Origin of the sequence: Streptomyces drozdowiczii, assembly GCF_026167665.1 — a bacterium.
In the GTDB taxonomy this organism is placed as follows: Bacteria; Actinomycetota; Actinomycetes; order Streptomycetales; family Streptomycetaceae; genus Streptomyces; species Streptomyces drozdowiczii_A.
The window spans coordinates 3289267-3305915 of record NZ_CP098740.1 but is presented as its reverse complement, the minus strand read 5'-3'; the positions used below and the strand labels follow the sequence as shown (position 1 = coordinate 3305915).

Here is a 16649-nt window from a genome sequence, read left to right as displayed (position 1 = left end):
AGCTGTTGTTCCACCTATGACTTCACTGCGCAATCTCGGCCCGTCGGGCCTCCAGGTCTTCCCGCTCTGCCTCGGTGGAAACGTCTTCGGCTGGACCGCTGACGAGGACCAGTCCTTCGCCGTTCTCGACGCGTACGCGGCGGCCGGCGGCAACTTCGTGGACACCGCCGACGCCTACTCGCACTGGGTCCCCGGCAACGAGGGCGGCGAGTCCGAGACGGTCATCGGCAAGTGGCTCGCCTCGCGCGGCAACCGGTCCGATGTCGTGGTGGCCACCAAGGTCGGTGCCCTCCCCGGCTACAAGGGCCTCTCGGCGCCCACGATCAAGTCGGCCGCCGAGGAGTCGCTGCGCCGGCTCGGCACGGACCACATCGACCTGTACTACACGCACTTCGACGACGAGACCGTCCCGGTCGAGGAGATCATCACCGCCCTCGACGAGCTGGTGAAGGAGGGCAAGGTCCGCGAGATCGCCGCCTCCAACATCAGCGCCGCGCGACTGCGCGCCTCGCTGGAATTCTCCGAACGCGAGGGTCTGGCCCGCTATGTGGCGCTCCAGCCGCACTACAACCTCGTCTCCCGGGACACCTATGAGGGCGAACTCCAGGACACCGCCGCCGGTGCCGGGCTCGCCGCTGTCCCGTATTACGCGCTGGCCTCCGGCTTCCTCACCGGCAAGTACCGCCCGGGGGCGACGGTGGACAGCGCCCGCGCCGGGAGCGCGGCCGGCCACCTGGAGTCCGAGCGCGGCCGGCGGGTGCTCGCCGCGCTCGACACGGTGGCGCGGGACCGGGACGCCGAGATCGCGACGGTGGCCCTGGCCTGGCTCGCCTCCCGCCCGACGGTGGCCGCGCCGATCGCCTCCGCCCGCACGGTCGACCAGCTGCCCGCCCTGCTGGCGGTCGCCGGGCTCCGGCTGACGGACGAGGAGCTGTCGGCGCTGACGGCGGCTTCCGCGTAGGCGTCAGGCCGGCGGCCCGCCGGTGTAGGGCTGTTGACCGTAGGGCTGCGTCGTCGGGTACGGGGGCGGGCTGCTGTACGGGTTCGCGCTGCCGTACGGGCCCGGGCTGCCGTACGGGTTCGGATTGCCGTTGTACGGGGCCGGGTTGCCGTACGCGTACGGGGTCGGCCCGCCCGCGTACGGCCTGGGCCCGGCCGCGTACGGCTGTCGGGGCGGCCAGGCGGCCGTGTAGCCCGGCGGCCGCCGGTGCGTGGCCCGGGCCGCGTACGCGAGGGCGGGGCCCGCGATCTCGCGGCGCTGCCAGAGGTGGTGCAGCAGCTCCAGCTCGCGCGCGGCGAAGTCCGGGTCTGCCCTGCCCCGCCCGGCCTGCCGGCGCAGGGAGGCGAGGGACGTCGCGAACGCCTCGTACTCGGCGACCGCACGCGCCGCCGCCCTGCCGCGCTCCTTCGCCTCCTTGGCGCGGACCCTCGCGTAGTCCGGGTGGTACGGATGGCCGAGGGCGCTCACCGCGTACCTCCGGCGGGCCGCGTTCCTGGCGAGGGCGCGGGCCCGCATGGAGGCGAGGGCACGGGGCTCGTCGGGGGTGAGCCAGCCGGCCTCGGCGTACGCGGGGAGCTCGACGGCCAGGGAGCGCAGCTCCTTGCGGCGGGCCCGGACCACCTGCCAGGTCACCAGGGAGAAGACCGGGACCATGAACGCCCCGTACACGATGTAGAAGCCGTACCGGCCGAAGGTCGCCGAGCCGTTCCACAGGGCGTGCATGCCCATCGCGAGGACCAGGCCGAGCAGCGGGACGGCGATGAGCCGCACCCGGCGGCCGGGCGCGCTGCTCGCGGCGATCCCGAGGCCGATGCCGGTCAGGACGGTGAAGAGCGGGTGGGCGAAGGGCGTCATCACGGCCCGGACCAGGAACGTCATCACGGTCACCGCCGCGAAGCCGGAGTCCATCTGCTGGTCCTCGCCGAAGGCGTTGCCCAGGTAGAGGATGTTCTCGGTGAAGGCGAACCCCGTCGCGGTGAAGCCGGCGGCGACGGCTCCGTCCACGATCCCGGTGAACTCCCGCCTGCGGAAGAGGAAGAGCAGCAGGACGGCCGCCGCCTTGGCGCTCTCCTCGACCACCGGTGCGATGACGGTGGCGCCGAGGGTGTCGGCGTTCCCCGGATCGCTGCCGGCTATCCACCGGGTGGCGAACGAGTTGGCGAGGATGGCGACCAGGGCCGCCGCGCACGCGCCCCAGGCGAAGGCGAACAGCAGATTCCGCCACGGGGTCGGCTCAACCCGGTCCAGCCAGCGGAAGGCGGTCATCAGCACCGGGACGGGCAGGACGGCCAGACCCAGGCCGACGAGGAAGCCCTCGGTGCCGGTCTGATCGCGGACCAGGGCGAGGATCACCACCCCGCAGAGCGCCAGCACCGTGAAGACGGCGACCACTCGGAACGTCCGGTTCCGCCAGAGCGTGCCGACGCGGCGCGGCCGGTAGCGCCACTGGGCCCGCGCCGGAACGGCGGCCAGGATCTCGCCGACCCGCTGCTCCTGGAGCACCGGGACGGCCGGCTGATCCTGCCGTTGTCGCTGAACAGACCCGTCGGACACCCCTCGACCCTAACGAGCGGGTCCGACAACGGCCATGGTGCCCGTCGGGCTCAGACGCGCGCGAAGAGCAGGTCGTGCACCACATGGCCCTTCCCCAGGCCCTGGCCCTCGAACCGGGTCCGCGGGCGGAACGCGGGGCGCGGGGCGTATCCGCCGTCGGCCACCGTGTTCTCGAAGAGGGGGTGCGCGGTCAGCACCTCGAGCATCTGCTCGGCGTACGGCTCCCAGTCGGTCGCGCAGTGCACGATCGCCCCGGACTTCAGCGGGCCCGCCACCAGGTCCAGGAACTCCGGCTGGATCAGTCGGCGCTTGTGGTGGCGGGACTTGGGCCAGGGGTCGGGGAAGTAGACCCGCAGCCCGTCCAGCGAATCCGGCTCCAGCATCTCGCGCAGCAGGATGATCGCGTCACCGTTGGCGACCCGGACGTTGGTCGAGCCGTTCCGGTCGGCGAGGCCGAGCAGGTTGCCCTGGCCGGGCGTGTGCACGTCGACGGCGAGGATGCCGGTCCCCGGATCGTCGGCCGCCATCTGCGCGGTGGCCTCACCCATGCCGAAGCCGATCTCCAGGACCACCGGGAGCCCGTCGAACAGGGCGGGCAGGTCGAGGACGCTCAGCCCGTCGATGTCCAGGCCCCACTTGGGCCAGAGCCGTTCCAGGGCGTTCTGCTGGCCGGGCGTGACCCGGCTGCGGCGCGGCTGGAAGCTGCGGATGCGGCGCTCGTGGTGCGAGCCGGCCGGGTCGGCCGCGGGGCCGCCGGGGAAGCGGGGCTGCTGGCGCATCCGGCGCGCGCGCTCCAGGGACGCGGCCCGCACGTCGTCGGGGATTCCGGCGGTGGTGGGCACGGTGCCGTCGGGCGTCGGGCGGGAGGGTTCTTGGGCTCAGACACAATGCCCTGATTCTACGGGGCCTGGCGTCCCACGGCGGCGGGCGCGGGGGTCACCCCGCCGCCGCCCGCTCCGGTGGCTTCCAGCCGGCCGCCCGGGCCCGGAGCAGGGCGCGGCGGGCCACCTCGCGGCCGATGGGCAGCGAGGCGGTGGCGGCGGGCGACGGGGCATTCAGCACATGCACCGTGTGCGGGGCCTCGCGGATCAGGAAGTCGTCCACCAAGGTGCCGTCCCGCAGCACGGCCTGGGCGCGGACCCCGGCCGGCGAAGGAAGCAGGTCCTCCTCCGTGACCTCGGGCAGGAGGCGGCGGACCGCCTCCGTGAACGCGTGCTTCGAGAGGGAGCGGTGCACCTCGCCCGCCCCGTACCGCCAGTGTCTGCGGGCGATGCGCCACGAGCCCGGCCAGCTGAGCGTGTCCATCAGCTCGCGGGGCCGGACGACGGGCCAGCCGTAGCCCTCGCGGGCGGCGGCGGGCACCGCGTTGGGGCCGACGTGGACCGAGCCGTCGAAGCCCCGGGTCAGATGGACGCCGAGGAACGGGAACGCCGGGTCGGGCACCGGATAGACGAGCCCGCGCACCAGCTCGGGGCGCGCCAGCTCGTAGTACTCGCCCCGGAACGGCACGATCCGCATCCCCGGGTCGTCGCCGGCCAGCCGGGCGATCCGGTCGCAGTGCAGCCCGGCGCAGTTGACGAGCACCCTGGCCCGGACCACCAGTCCGTCGGCCGTGCGCACGGCCACACCCCAGGGGCGGCGGTCGATCGCCGTGACCTCGGCGCCGAAACGGATCACGCCGCCCGCGCCGCGCACCTCGTCGGCGAGGCGCCCGGCGACCGCCCGGAAGTCGCACACGCCCGTCGTGCCGACCCTGATCGCGGCCAGGCCCCGCACCTTCGGCTCGTACTCGGCGATCTGCGCGGGCCCCAGCTCGCGCACCGGCAGCCCGTGCTCGCGGCCGCGCTGGACCAGGGCGTGCAGCCGGGGCAGCTCGGCGCGGTCCGTGGCGACGATCAGCTTGCCGGTCACCGCGTGGGGGATGGAGTGCTCCCGGCAGAAGTCGGTCATCTCGGCGCTGCCGCGCAGCGCGTACCGCGCCTTGAGCGAGCCCGGCGGGTAGTAGATCCCGCTGTGGATCACCCCGCTGTTGCGCCCCGTCTGGTGGCGCGCCGGGCCCCGCTCCTTCTCCAGCACGGTCACGCGGGTGCCCGGCGCGGTGCGCGTGAGCGCGTACGCGGCCGACAGGCCGACGATCCCGCCGCCGATCACCAGCACATCGCAGTCGTACGCCGCGTGCGTCATCATCACGCCACCTCCCACCCCGATAGTGCACTGACCCACTGACAACGCACTCAAACGCGTGCGGTCAGCGTGGCGGTTCCCAGGAAGCGGCACTTCCATGCCGAAGTCGTGACTTCTATGCCGGGGCGACCAGGAGAGGACGGGCGCGCTCGCGCAGCTCCACGACGCGCGGCTCGTCCCCGTACGGTTCCAGGCGGTGCAGCAGGTCGCGTACGTACTCCGTGGTCCGAGCCGATGAAATGCGGCCCGCCACCTCCACGGCCCGGGTGCCCGCCGCGCAGGCGGCATCCAGATTCCCCGACTCCAGCTCGGCGACCGCCGACACGACGAGCCGCAGGCCGTGCGAGCGGACGAACTCCTCGGTGGGCCGGGACAGCGCCTGCTCGGTGAAGCGCCGGACCTGGCGGGGCGCCTTCAGGTCGAGATGGCACTCGGCGGCGTCGGCCGCGAACCGGTCGTACGAGTAGAAGCCGAGCCACGCCGGGTCGGCGTCGCCGTCCCGGGAGCGTTCGAGCCAGCTCTCGGACGCCTTGAGCGCGGCCCCCGCGGCCGGCGCGTCGTTCGCCTTCGCGTGCGCGCGGGCCTCGACCAGGCGGAAGAAGCTCATCGTGCGGGCGGTCGCGAGGCCCCGGTTGCGCTCGACGGCGGCCTGCGCGAGGTCGACGCCCTCGTCGGCGAAGCCGCGGTAGGTCGCCTGGAGCGACATCGACGCCAGGACGTACCCGCCGAGCGGCACGTCGGCCGCCGCACGCGCGAGCCGCAGCGCCTGGATGTAATACCGCTGGGCCGCTTCCTGCTGGCCGGTGTCGAAGGCCATCCAGCCGGCGAGCCGGGTCAGCTCGGCCGCCGCGCCGAACAGCGCACGGCCGACCTCGTCGCTGTACGAGCCGAGCAGGAGCGGGGCCGCGTCCACACGTAAGCACTCGGGGACCATCGAGGAGCGCCAGTCGCCGCCGCCGTATTTGGAGTCCCAGCGGCGCGCGTCCTGGGCGGCCTCGCGGAGTTTGGAGACGTCGCTGTGGCCGACGCGCAGTGCGGAGGCATCGCCTCCGGATTCGGGGCCGGGCTGGGCCGGGATCAGCAGGCTGTGGCCGGTGGCCGTGCCGGTCGCCTGGGCCGGTGACGCGGGTGTGCCCGGCTGGGCGGGCGCGCCGGCCGGGCCGTGCGCCCCCGGTGCGCCGTGCGCGCCGGGCGGCTGCCCCCGGCCGCGGCCGCAGTCCGTGCGACCGACGGGTCGGCGGGGGATATCAGCCAGCGGGACGCGGGGGTGGCGTAGGCGCTCACCGAGAACGAGCCCGCGAGCGACTGCCAGATCCCGCCGCTGCCCGCGCGCCGCCCGGCCAGATCCAGCCGGTACAGCTCCGTCGCGGACCGGACGGCCGCGTCCACGTCACGCGGGAACGCCAGGCCGACCTCCGGCGCCGGATCGGCGTCGGCGAGCCCGATCTCGTGCAGCGGGACGGGCCGGCCCAGCTTGGCGCCGATCGCCGCGGCGATGAGATGGGGCGCGGCGCCCTGGGGCACCATGCCCTTGGAGACCCACCGGGCGACCGATGTCTTGTCGTAGCGGAGGGTCAGTCCGCGCTGCGCCCCGAGGTCGTTGACCCGCCGGGCGAGCCCGGCGTTACTGATTCCCGCGAGGGCGAGAACGGTGCCGAGCTTCTCGTTCGGTCCTCGTTGCTCCCTGGACATGGCCACCCCTCGACACACAGACGGCAGCCGCGTCACCGACTCGGCGCGCGGCATTCGTACCGTGTTCTCCCCAGGGACGAACCCTGTCACTCCGCCCGCACACGCATTTGGCCGTGCCCCGGGGAATATGCCGCCCTGTCGAGAACATCAGTGCACCCAGCGTAGTTCGTCGCATCCCTACCGTTAAGGGCCGGACGTCCGTATGGCGGGATTGTTGTCCGTCCCGGCCACGCGCGGAGTGCTGTGGGGCGGAAGGTGACGGGAGAGGCGTACGGGACGGTGGAGGCGAACACGCGGCGGAGGAAGGGAAAAGGAAGAGCGGGGGAATGGCGGGGGTGCCGGGGAGGGGGAGTGGAGATCGCCGGGGCGGGGCGCGGGCCGGTAGGTGAGGGTGTGCGATTCCGCTTCGCGGTGGCGGCGTGCGGGTGGCGTTCCGCCGCTTCTCCCGCCGCTCTTCCCGCCCGCCGACCAGCGCGGACCGGCGCGCGGGGTGTACATGCCCGCTGTCGCCCCGCTCGCCCCGGCCCGGTTCGGCCGGGGTCCGCCGAGGGCTCCGCGCGTGCACCCCGGCGTGTGGCCGTGCGCCCGCATGTGCGCTCTGGCCCGGTCCCCGGGGGCGGCGCTTGCATGGGTGCTGCGTGGATCGGCCCGCTGCGTTCCGGCGCAGAGGGCTGGGGGAGATCGCCGCCTCATTCCCCGCAGGCGGTGGACCGGTCCGGGGGGCGAGGCCCGCCTCCCGGGCCGTGTGTTCCCGCGGGCCCCGGGGGCGGGCCGGCGGTGCGGCGGGTGCGTGGCCGGGCGGAGGCGCTGACCGGGCCGACGTGCGCCGAGTGTGGGCGAATACGGGTAAAACGACCAATGGATCATGTGGTCAACGGTTCCGTTCCGCCCCGAGATTGGCCGGATGTCGACGGTCGGACGAGGCCGGTCCTGGGGAGGCGCGAGCCGTTCGGCCGTCCTGGGATCCGGCTGCGGGGATTGGCCGGAAGCGGGTCGTTCGCGCGGGACCGGACCGGGGAACGCAACGCCCGGAATTCGCAATCCCGTTGACCTCTCGGGCGACGCGCGCGAGTGCTGCGCGGAGTGCGCGTCCCGATGTCCGCCTCGGGGCCTTTGCCAGGGGCGCATGCGCTCACGACGTGCGCCGTCCGTAGCCACTCCTGCGCGCCGTTGTCGTGGCAGCATGTCCGCAACGGCGCCGATCGTCACCGGAGTTCTCCGGCTGCTTGCCTGCCGCGCCGTTTTTGTCCACAGCCTGTGGAGGCGGCGATGCGTTGGTTGGTGGGTTGGAGCAGTATCGCCGCGAGCTTCGGCACGGCCGGGGCGGTCGGCGGCAGCGACGACGGGCGCACGATGCACCCCGTGGGCTCCCAACTCCTGTGGGGCGACCCCGATCCGCTCTGGGCGGTCGGCGACTGGCGGCCCGACGAGATCCGCACCGTCCGGGTGGACACCGCCGAGGGTGCCCCGATGGTCCGGCTCGCCGTCCTCGGCTGCTGCGGGGCCACCGACGAACAGCTGCGCGTCGGCCTGCTCGCCGCCCGGGGCGGCGCCCTGCGCCACCTCACCGCGTGGACCGGCAGCTACACGGTCGTCGTCCAGATCGGCCGCCGGATCACCGTCGTCGGCGACCTCGCCGGGGCCCGCCCGGTCTTCTACACACCCTGGGCAGGAGGCACGGCATACGCCACCGCCGCGCTGCCGCTGGCCGACCTCATCGAGGCCCAGCTCGACATCGGCCACCTGGCCGCCCTGCTGGCCTGCCCCGAGACCCCGGAGGCGCTGCGCGACGGCACCCCCTACGCGGGCGTGAAGCGCATCCCGCCCGGGCACGCCCTGATCCTGCGCGAGGGCTCGCGGGAGATCACCGGTTACGAGGCGGTGGCCTCCCTCGCCGTCGCGGCGCCCGAGCTGGACCCGGTGAGCGCCGTCGACGGGGTGCGCGACGCCCTGGTCGAAGCGGTACGCGCCCGGCTCCTGGCCCCGCGCCACGCGCCGGAGACCCTGCCGCCCGACCCCGGCCCGGTCCCCGGCATGGGTCCGGCCGAACGCCGAGCCGCCCGGGGCGCCCCCGTGCCCGGCATCGGCGCCGACCTCTCCGGGGGCAGCGCCTCCGCGACCCTCGCCCTGCTCGCCGCCGGTCTCCCCGGGCTGCCCGGCACGATCCTGGGCCACGGCACCGGGGCGGGGGAGCGGCTGCTCGCCGTCACCTTCAACGACCTGACGACCCGCGCCCACGAACCCGAACTGGAACGCGCCCGCGCCATCGCGGCCAACCCCCGGCTCCACCACGTCGTCGTCGCGGCGGGCGAAGAGGCCCTGCCCTACGCCGAGCTGGGGGCCGGACCGCTCACCGACGAGCCGGCCCCCTCCCTCGTCCTCGCCGAACGGCACCGGCGGCGGCTCTCCGCGGGCAGCGCCGACCACTTCGTGGGCGCCGGTGCCCGGCAGGTGCTCGACGCCCACCCGGCCCGCCTCGCCGACCTGCTGATGGACCGGCGCCGCCGCCACCTGCTGCGCCCGGTGGCCGCCCTCGCCAAGGCCGAAGGCCCCTCCGCGCACTCGCTGTTCGTGCCGCTGACGGTGTACCGGGCGGCCCGCAAGCTGGCCCGCACGTCGTACCGCACCGGCCTCGAAACGGCCGCCGGACGGCTGCCCGACGCCAACCGCCTCGCGCCCGGCCTCGACACCCCGGCCGATGCCTCGCTCGCCGCGCTCGCCTGGTCGAGACCGGGCCCGGCCGCCCGGTGGCTGACCGGGGAGGCGCTGGCAGAAGTATCGGTTCGCCTTCAGGAGGCGGCGATCCGCCCCTCCTCGGTCCAGCGCCCCGGCGAGGCCCGGGCGAGGGCCGCCCTCGCCCGCAGCGCCGCCGACCACCGCGTTCTGGAGCAGGCCGCCGAGATCCGCAGCCAGCGGTTGCACGCCCCCTTCCTGGACAACCAGGTCGTACGCGCGGCCCGTGCGCTCCCGGAGTCCCTGCGGGTCCAGCCGGGCGCCCGTGCGGCGATCCTGCGCCGTGTGCTGGCCGGCGCGGGCATCCACGAACTGCCTCCCGGCTGGGGCGCCCCCTCGCAGCACACCTCGACGGCGGTGACCCGGACCGGGCTGCGCGCCGCCCTGCCCGAGCTGATCGCGCTCTTCGACGCCCCGCTGCTCGCCGACGCCGGCCTGGTGGAGGCCCGCGTCGTACGGAAGGCCCTGCGCGCGGCCTCCGAGGGGGAGCCGCTGCCCCTGGACGGCCTCGCCGAGCTGGCTTCCACGGAGCTGTGGCTGCGCCGCCTCGTCTCCCGGCGCGGCACCTGCTGGACCGGCACGGCGGCCCCCCGGCAGCGCGCGGTGGCGGGGGGTGTGGTCCCGGCCCGGCGCTCGCTTCAGGGCTGAGGGGCGAGTCAGCCGGAGGTACGGCCCCGCCGGGGCCGGTTCGTCCCCAGGCGTCCCGGTCCGTCCGACCGCTGCTCACCGGCACTTCCGCCGGGACACAATGGTGCCGTGCGGTATCTGATCCTGGGCGCCACCGAGGCGCGAGACGAGAACGGTGGCGTGCTGCCCCTCGGCGGCAGCAGGCTGCGTGCCCTTCTCGCCGCCCTCGCCCTGCGGCCGGGACGCCCCGTGCCCGTGGCCGACCTCGTGGACGACGTCTGGGCGGACGATCCCCCGCCGACGCGCCCGCCGCGCTCCAGGCCCTCGTCGGGCGGCTGCGCAGGGTGCTGGGCCGGGAGGCGCTGGCCAGTACGCCGGGCGGTTACCGCCTGACGGCGGGGCCGGACGACGTCGACCTCTATGTGTTCGAGCGGCTGGCCCGGCAGGGCGGGGCCGAACTGGAAGCGGGCGCGCCGGACCGGGCCGCACGCACCCTGCGGACCGCCCTCGCCCTCTGGCGCGGCCCCGCCCTGGCCGATCTGCCCGACGGCGACCAGGGCCACGCGCTCCGCCCGGAGGCCCACCGCCTCGCCGCCCTGGAACGCCGCATCGAGGCGGACCTGCGCCGCGCGACGGGCGGCACCGGGGGCGGGGGCGCGGGCGGCGCCGGGGACGCGGGCTGCGGCGACGCGCATACGGCTCCGCGTGCGGGGCACACCGCGGTCACCACTGCGGCCGGGGGCCTGGGAGCCACCGCCGCCGAGGTCTCCGGCCTCGCGCGAACCACGGGGGCCGGGGACGGGCCCAATGCCACGGCGTCCGCCCGCCCCGCCGAGCCCCGCGAGGCCCCCGCCCCGCCCGTCGCCGCCCTGGTCGCCGAGCTGACCGAGCTGACCGCCGCCCACCCGTACGACGAGCGCTTCCGGGCCCAGCTGATACGGGCCCTGCGCGCCGACGGGCGGCAGGCCGACGCGCTCGCCGCGTACGAGGACGCGCGCCGGGCCCTCGCCGACGGGCTCGGCACCGATCCCGGCCCCGAACTGGCGGCCCTGCACCGCGAACTCCTCGCCCCGGTGCCGGAGCCGACGGAAACCGGGTTGTTTCACGTGAAACCCGGTCGGAGCAATCTGCGCCCCCGGCTGACCTCCTTCGTGGGGCGCGAGCCCGAACTGCGCGCCATCCGCGACGACCTGACCCGGTCGAGGCTGGTCACTCTCACCGGTCCCGGCGGCTCCGGGAAGACCCGCCTCGCCGAGGAGTCCGCCGCCCAGCCGGCCCCCGCCCCGGGCGCCGCTCCGCCGGACGTCTGGATCGCCGAACTCGCCCCCGTCGAGGACCCCGATGCCGTCCCCGGCGCCGTGCTCTCCGCGCTCGGGCTGCGCGAGACCGCCCTGCTGAGGGACACCGCCCTGGATACCGCACCCCCGCGCACGGACCCGGTCGACCTGCTGGTCGACCGTCTGGGCCACGGCGCCCGCCCCGCGCCCGTACTCCTCGTCCTCGACAACTGCGAGCACGTTATCGGCGCGGCCGCCGCGCTGGCCGAGACCCTGCTGACCCGCTGCCCGCATCTGCGCATCCTCGCCACCAGCCGCGAACCGCTCGCGGTCCCCGGCGAGTCCGTGCGACCGGTCGGCCCCCTCCCCGCCGACCCCGCGCACCGCCTGTTCACGGAACGCGCCAGGGCCGTGCGCCCCGGCTTCGACCCCGGCCAGGGGCCCGCGCACGACGCGGACGCCGTCGCGGAGATCTGCCGCCGGCTGGACGGGCTGCCGCTCGCGATCGAACTGGCCGCCGCCCGGCTGCGGCTGCTCGGACCGCGTCAGATCGCGGACCGGCTCGACGACAGGTTTCGCCTGCTGACGGGCGGCAGCCGGACCGTACTGCCCCGCCAGCAGACGCTGCGCGCGGTGGTCGACTGGTCCTGGGACCTCCTGGACGAGGACGAGCGCACCGCCCTGCGCCAGGTCTCCGTCTTCGCGGGCGGCTGGGACCTGGCCGCCGCCGAAGCGGTCATCAGGACACCGGCCGACCGGGGCGGGCCCGCCGCCGACACCGCCGACCTGCTCGGCGCGCTGGTCGACAAGTCCCTGGTGGTGGCCGCCCCGGGCGCGGACGGCGCGATGCGCTACCGGCTCCTGGAGACGATCCACGAGTACGCCACCGAGCGGTGCGCCGAGGCCCCGGAGGTGCGCGCCGCCGCCGAGAGCGCGCACATCGCGTACTTCCTCGCCCTGGTCGAGGAGGCCGATCCGCTCCTGCGCTCCGGTGACCAGCTGCCCTGGATCCAGCGTCTGGAGACCGACCTCGACAACATCCGGGCCGCCCTCCAGCGCACCACCTCGCCCACCACCACCTCCGAAGCGGAGGCGGCCCGCCTGGTGCTGGGCATGGGCTGGTTCTGGTGGCTGCGCAACTACCGCTCCGAGGGCCTGTCCTGGACCCGTAAGGCCCGCGCGCTCGGCCCCGAGCCCACCGACGAGTCGGACCCCAGGTACTGGCCCCGGATGAACCTGCACATGCTGTGGTTCTTCTTCGCGGCGGAGAGCGGCCAGTCAGCGATGGCGCACGACGACACCGCGCTCCGCGCGCTCGTGATCCGGGTGGCCGACGCGTTCGCCGCCTCGCTCACTCACAGCGTCCGGTTCCCTGGACTGCTCTGGCCGATGACCGCGTATCTCACCGGTACGCCGGAGAACGCCCGGGAGAAGATCGACGCGGCGGTCGACAACGCCCGCGAGCACGGTGGCCCCTGGGAGTACGGCGTCATCCTGATGTTCCGCGCGCACATGATGGTCGACATGCCGGGCGGCATGCCGGGGATCGATGACGATCTGGACGAGCTGCGCGCCCTGAGCCGCCGCGTCGGCGACCGCTGGATGCGCGCCCAGGTGGCGAGCGCCGCAGCCGAGGCGGGCATGATGCGCGGACGCTATGCCGAGGCCCGCACCGCGTACGAGGAGGCGCTGCTGCTCGCCCGCGAGGTCGGCGCCCACGCCGAGGCCCCGTTCCTCCTGGCACGGCTCGCGGAGCTCTCGTACCGTACCGGCGATCTGGAGGGCGCCCAGCAGCGGCTGGACAGCTCGGAGGCCGAGGCCGAACGCCACCAGGCCCACGACGCCACCGCGTACATCCACTACCTGCGCGCCACGATGGCGTTCTACCGGGGTGACATCGCGGACGCCCGGCGGCTGCTCACGGTCGCGCTGGACGAGGCCGGGCGCGGCGGCCCGCCGTCGCACTTCACCGTGGCGATGGCCGGCCTGTCGGCCCGGATCTCGGTGTACGAGCCGGGGCCCGACGGCGGCCTCGTCGCGGGGGCGCGCGGGCTGTCCGGGGCCCTCGTCGCGGCCAAGGAGGCGCAGTGCGCCGAGATCGTCACGGGCCATCTGGCGGACGGCGCGGCGTCGGTCCTGGCGAGGCTCGGCCATCACGCGGCGGCCGCCCGGGTGTCCGCCGCCGCCGACGACTGGCGGCGGACGTCGAGCCCGCGGACCGAGGGGGAGCAGGCCGAGACCGATGCGGCCGAGCACCTGTGCCGCGAGGCGCTGGGCCCCGCGCGCTACGAGGAGGAGCGCGCCGCAGGCCACGGGCTGTCTCTGGACGAGGTCATCGCCCTGGTGCAGGAGATCGTCGCGGACCTGCCGTGAGAAGCGCGTGCCGGTCGGGAGGTGCGGGTTCTTCCGATGCTCAGCGGCAGCTGATGCGTGACTCGGCCCAGTCCGCGAGGGCGGCCCCGCCGAACGGCTGCTCCGGCTCGACCACCAGCCGAATCCGCTGCTGGCCCGCCACATTCACCCCGACCGGCACGGCAGGGTCGTTGCCCCGGACCACCGGGGACTGCCACAGCCGCTTCCCGTCCCCGCCGAACACTGAGAACCGCACCGCGCCGAGCCCCAGGGTGAGGTCGTCCACCCCGGCCATGGCCTCGTAACGGGTGCACTGGCGGTTCAGCTGGATCACCACCGAGGAACGGCCGTTGACGGTCACCCCGTGCGCGTACCGCGAGCCGCCGATCGACATGCCGGAGCGCTGCCAGACCCAGCCGCTCTCCCGAGCACCACCTCGGGCGCGGTGTGGTCGCCGAGAAGGGTGTAGTCCAGCTCGCTGACCTGGTAGACGTCCGGCGCGGGAGGCGGCGGAGGCGGGGCGGGCGTGGTGGGGGTCGGCTTCCGCGTCGGTGGTGTGGTCGGCGTCGGCGTGGGCCTCGGCTCAGGAGGTGGTGTCGGCGTGGGCGTGGGTGCGGGAGTCGGTGTGGGCGTCGGTGTGGGCGTGGGCTTCGGCGGTGTGGGGGCCGGCGGCACGGGCTTCGGGGGCGTCGGCTTCGGCGGGGTCGGCTTCGGTGGTGTGGGCGAGGGCACCGCGGGCGCCACGGCCGGGGGTTTGGGGGCCGGTTTCGCCTCGGGCCGGGGGCTGTCGTCGCCCACCAGGGCCCAGACGAGCCCGGCCGCCGCCGCGACGGCCACCGCCGCGGCGATGCCGGCCTTCGCGGGTGCGCCGAGCCCCTCCGAGGCCGCCGCACCACCCGCCGAACCCGCGGACGAGCCCCCTCCGGTCGCCGCCGCCGCGGCACTCGCCCCGGCGGCGCCGACCGCGCCTCCCGCCACGATCCCGGCGGCCTTGAGGGTGTATCCGGCGGCGAACCAGCCGATGACCGCGACCGGGAGCAGCGCGGGGATACCGGAGTTGACCTGGGCCAGCTCGCCCGCCGCGACCCGGCACTTCGCGCACTCGTCCAGATGCCCCCGCAGCCCGCGCTCGGCCCGCATCCGCAATCCGCCCCGGGCATACGCGCCGAGCCGGTCGGCGTACCGCGCGCAGTCGCCGCCGGAGGTGAGCGCCTGGCTCACGTGGGCCTGGAGATACGCCTGCTTGAGCCCTTCACGGGCCCGGCTGGCCAGCACCGACGTGGCGTTGGCGGTCAGCCCGAACAGGGGCGCGATGTCGCTGGGCGACTCCTCCTCGACGGTGGTGTGCCACAGGACCGCCTGCCAGCGCTCCGGGAGGCTGCGGAACGCCTGCATGGCCATCGACTGCTCGGCCTCGTGCATCGCGAGCACGTCCGCGCCGAGGTCCAGGGTGTCGTCGTCGGACACCTCGGACGACCGTGCGGCCTGGGCGGCGAACGCGGCGAAGTCGTCCACCAGTTGCTCGCGCTTCGCGGTTCTGGTCCAGGCGGCGGCCACATGCCGGACCGCCGTCATCAGGTAGGCGCGCACCGCCTCCTCGGGCCCCTTGCCGCCCCGTACCGCCTGCAAGGTCCGGGCGAAGACCTCGGCGGTGAGGTCGTCGGCGGTGTGCGCGTCCCGGCAGCAGGTGCGGGCGTAGCGGCGCACGGCGTGCGAGTGGCGCCGGAACAGCTCGTCGTAGGCGAGGTTGTCGCCCTCCCGCATGCGTTGGATCAACTGCGCGTCCGACGGCCCCGCCGCCGCGCCGTCCGCCCCGCCGGAGCCCCGCCCCGCGCGCTGCATCGGTACAGCGGGAACCGTCTCGGCGGGACCCGCCCCGGGGCTCTCGGCAGCGCTCCCGGCGCCGCCGTCCTCGGCCTGCGCGGGCGGCCAGGGCCCCGGCAGGACCGTTCCGCCTGGGGCGTCCGCCTCCGCGTCGCCGCCCTGATGGCCGGGGGCGGCCTGGCTCGGCACCTGGTGCCCGGGTGAGCCGGCCGGCTCCGTACCGCCGCCGGCGGTGGACACACCGTCGTACGACTCTTCCCTCTGCCCGTCACCGCTCATCGCGGACGCCCCCGTATGCGCCATCGGACCCGAATACCGGGCAAGCGTGCCACAGAGCGCCCATGCGGCGTGCCCTCAGTCGCGGCAACCACTCATCCGGGGCGTCCTCGCCGAATGTGAGCACTAGCGGGCACTCATTCGGGGAAGGAGCGAGGGGTTGCGTTGACGTGACGGCGGGCGGGAGGCAGAGCACCGAGGCCCTGCCCCGCCCCCGGCGCACGTCACTCGGGCCGCGAGCGCAACCCCTCCAGCAGGATGTCCAGCAGCCGGGAGGAGGCCGCCGCCTGCTGCGCCGCGTCCGGCAGCGAAGGGGCGGCCGTCGCGATGACCAGCAGGACGTCGGACACCGTCACATCGTGGCGCAGCTCGCCCGAGGTCCGCGCCCGGTCGACCAGCCGCCCCACGACCTCCAGCAGCTCGGCGGCGCCGGCGCCCAGGTCCTCGCCGCCGGTCTCCGGACCGGTCCGCTGCCGGGCCACCGCCCGGGGCGCGGCCGTGCCCGCCTCCTGCCGCTGCTGGGGCACCCGGGGCTCGTCCTCCACGGTCTCGCCGGCCTCACCGACCACGGTCGTGTCCTCGGCATCCACACCGACCCGCAGTATCTGCGGGGGCAGGAGCCGCCCCGCTCCCGAGGCCACGGAGGTCCGCAGGAAGCGCGAGAGCGCCGACCACGGCTCGTCCTCCTGCCCGAGCGCGGAACGCGCCTGGTCGGTCAGCCGGGAGGTCTCCTCCTCGGCTATCCGGCGCACCAGCACGTCCTTGCTGGGAAAGCGGCGGTAGACCGTACCGACGCCGACCCTGGCCCGGCGGGCCACGTCCTCCATCGGGGCGCCGTACCCCAGCTCCCCGAACACCTCGCGCGCGGCGCGCAGTACGTGTTCCAGATTGCGCTGCGCGTCCACCCGCAACGGGGCCGACCGTGCGTGCGCCGCCGCACCAGCGGACTGGGCACCGAGTCCGTTGCCCAGGGCGCTCACCGCCGCCGGAGGTGCGGTCGTGGTGGTCGCACCCGTTCCATTGAGGGTGCCGACTGTCCCGATGTGCCCGCTTCCTTCAGGCGCGACAGCAGTGGTCGGCCAATGCGATTCCTGAATGTCCATAACTGTTCCCCCGGTTATGACGTCTCC

The 16649-nt window shown here is 75.1% G+C and carries 8 protein-coding genes and 3 pseudogenes; 4 read left to right on the top strand and 7 right to left on the bottom strand.

Translation table 11 applies throughout. From position 1 onward, the window contains the following. Nucleotides 1–16: 16 nt before the first annotated feature. Nucleotides 17–961 carry an aldo/keto reductase gene (locus NEH16_RS14950; RefSeq protein ID WP_265542812.1) on the top strand — a complete coding sequence of 315 codons (945 nt, stop codon included), beginning with the start codon at nucleotides 17–19 and terminating at the stop codon, nucleotides 959–961. Nucleotides 962–964: 3 nt separating this feature from the next. On the opposite strand, the gene NEH16_RS14945 is transcribed toward NEH16_RS14950, so the two are convergent. The 5 genes and pseudogenes from NEH16_RS14945 to NEH16_RS33680 all read right to left on the bottom strand — a co-directional run. Then, a complete protein-coding gene (locus NEH16_RS14945; protein WP_265542809.1) occupies nucleotides 965–2554 on the bottom strand; it encodes a PrsW family glutamic-type intramembrane protease in 1590 nt (529 codons plus the stop codon). 50 nt (nucleotides 2555–2604) lie between these two features. Beyond that, entirely contained in the window at nucleotides 2605–3396 is a 792-nt protein-coding gene (trmB, locus tag NEH16_RS14940; RefSeq protein ID WP_265542807.1) for a tRNA (guanosine(46)-N7)-methyltransferase TrmB, read from the bottom strand. 94 nt (nucleotides 3397–3490) lie between these two features. After that, the gene (gene lhgO / locus NEH16_RS14935) at nucleotides 3491–4741 is read right to left on the bottom strand and encodes an L-2-hydroxyglutarate oxidase (RefSeq protein WP_265542805.1); all 1251 of its coding nucleotides are present in this window, start codon (nucleotides 4739–4741) and stop codon (nucleotides 3491–3493) included. 112 nt (nucleotides 4742–4853) lie between these two features. Further along, nucleotides 4854–5771, bottom strand: a pseudogene (locus NEH16_RS33685) (sporulation protein); the annotation flags it as partial. Between the two features lie 111 nt (nucleotides 5772–5882). After that, nucleotides 5883–6430: pseudogene (locus NEH16_RS33680) on the bottom strand (sporulation protein); the annotation flags it as partial. Between the two features lie 1269 nt (nucleotides 6431–7699). Here NEH16_RS33680 and NEH16_RS14925 point away from each other — a divergent pair. The 3 genes from NEH16_RS14925 to NEH16_RS14915 all read left to right on the top strand — a co-directional run bounded on the left by NEH16_RS14925 (nucleotide 7700) and on the right by NEH16_RS14915 (nucleotide 13440). Next, nucleotides 7700–9811: an asparagine synthase-related protein gene (locus NEH16_RS14925; RefSeq protein ID WP_107426831.1), complete on the top strand. Its 2112-nt coding sequence runs from the start codon at nucleotides 7700–7702 to the stop codon at nucleotides 9809–9811. A 108-nt stretch (nucleotides 9812–9919) separates the two neighbouring features. Continuing rightward, nucleotides 9920–10183 carry a hypothetical protein gene (locus tag NEH16_RS14920; protein WP_265542802.1) on the top strand — a complete coding sequence of 88 codons (264 nt, stop codon included), beginning with the start codon at nucleotides 9920–9922 and terminating at the stop codon, nucleotides 10181–10183. After that, nucleotides 10135–13440: an AfsR/SARP family transcriptional regulator gene (locus NEH16_RS14915; RefSeq protein WP_265542800.1), complete on the top strand. Its 3306-nt coding sequence runs from the start codon at nucleotides 10135–10137 to the stop codon at nucleotides 13438–13440. The genes NEH16_RS14920 and NEH16_RS14915 overlap by 49 nt, the downstream gene beginning before the upstream one ends. Nucleotides 13441–13480: 40 nt before the next feature. Here the strand turns inward: NEH16_RS14915 and NEH16_RS14910 are convergent. Together NEH16_RS14910 and NEH16_RS14905 are read right to left on the bottom strand one after the other, a co-directional pair. Beyond that, a pseudogene (locus NEH16_RS14910) lies at nucleotides 13481–15522 on the bottom strand (sigma-70 family RNA polymerase sigma factor). A 221-nt stretch (nucleotides 15523–15743) separates the two neighbouring features. After that, the gene (locus NEH16_RS14905; protein WP_265542798.1) at nucleotides 15744–16499 is read right to left on the bottom strand and encodes a TetR/AcrR family transcriptional regulator; all 756 of its coding nucleotides are present in this window, start codon (nucleotides 16497–16499) and stop codon (nucleotides 15744–15746) included. Nucleotides 16500–16649: the final 150 nt, after the last annotated feature.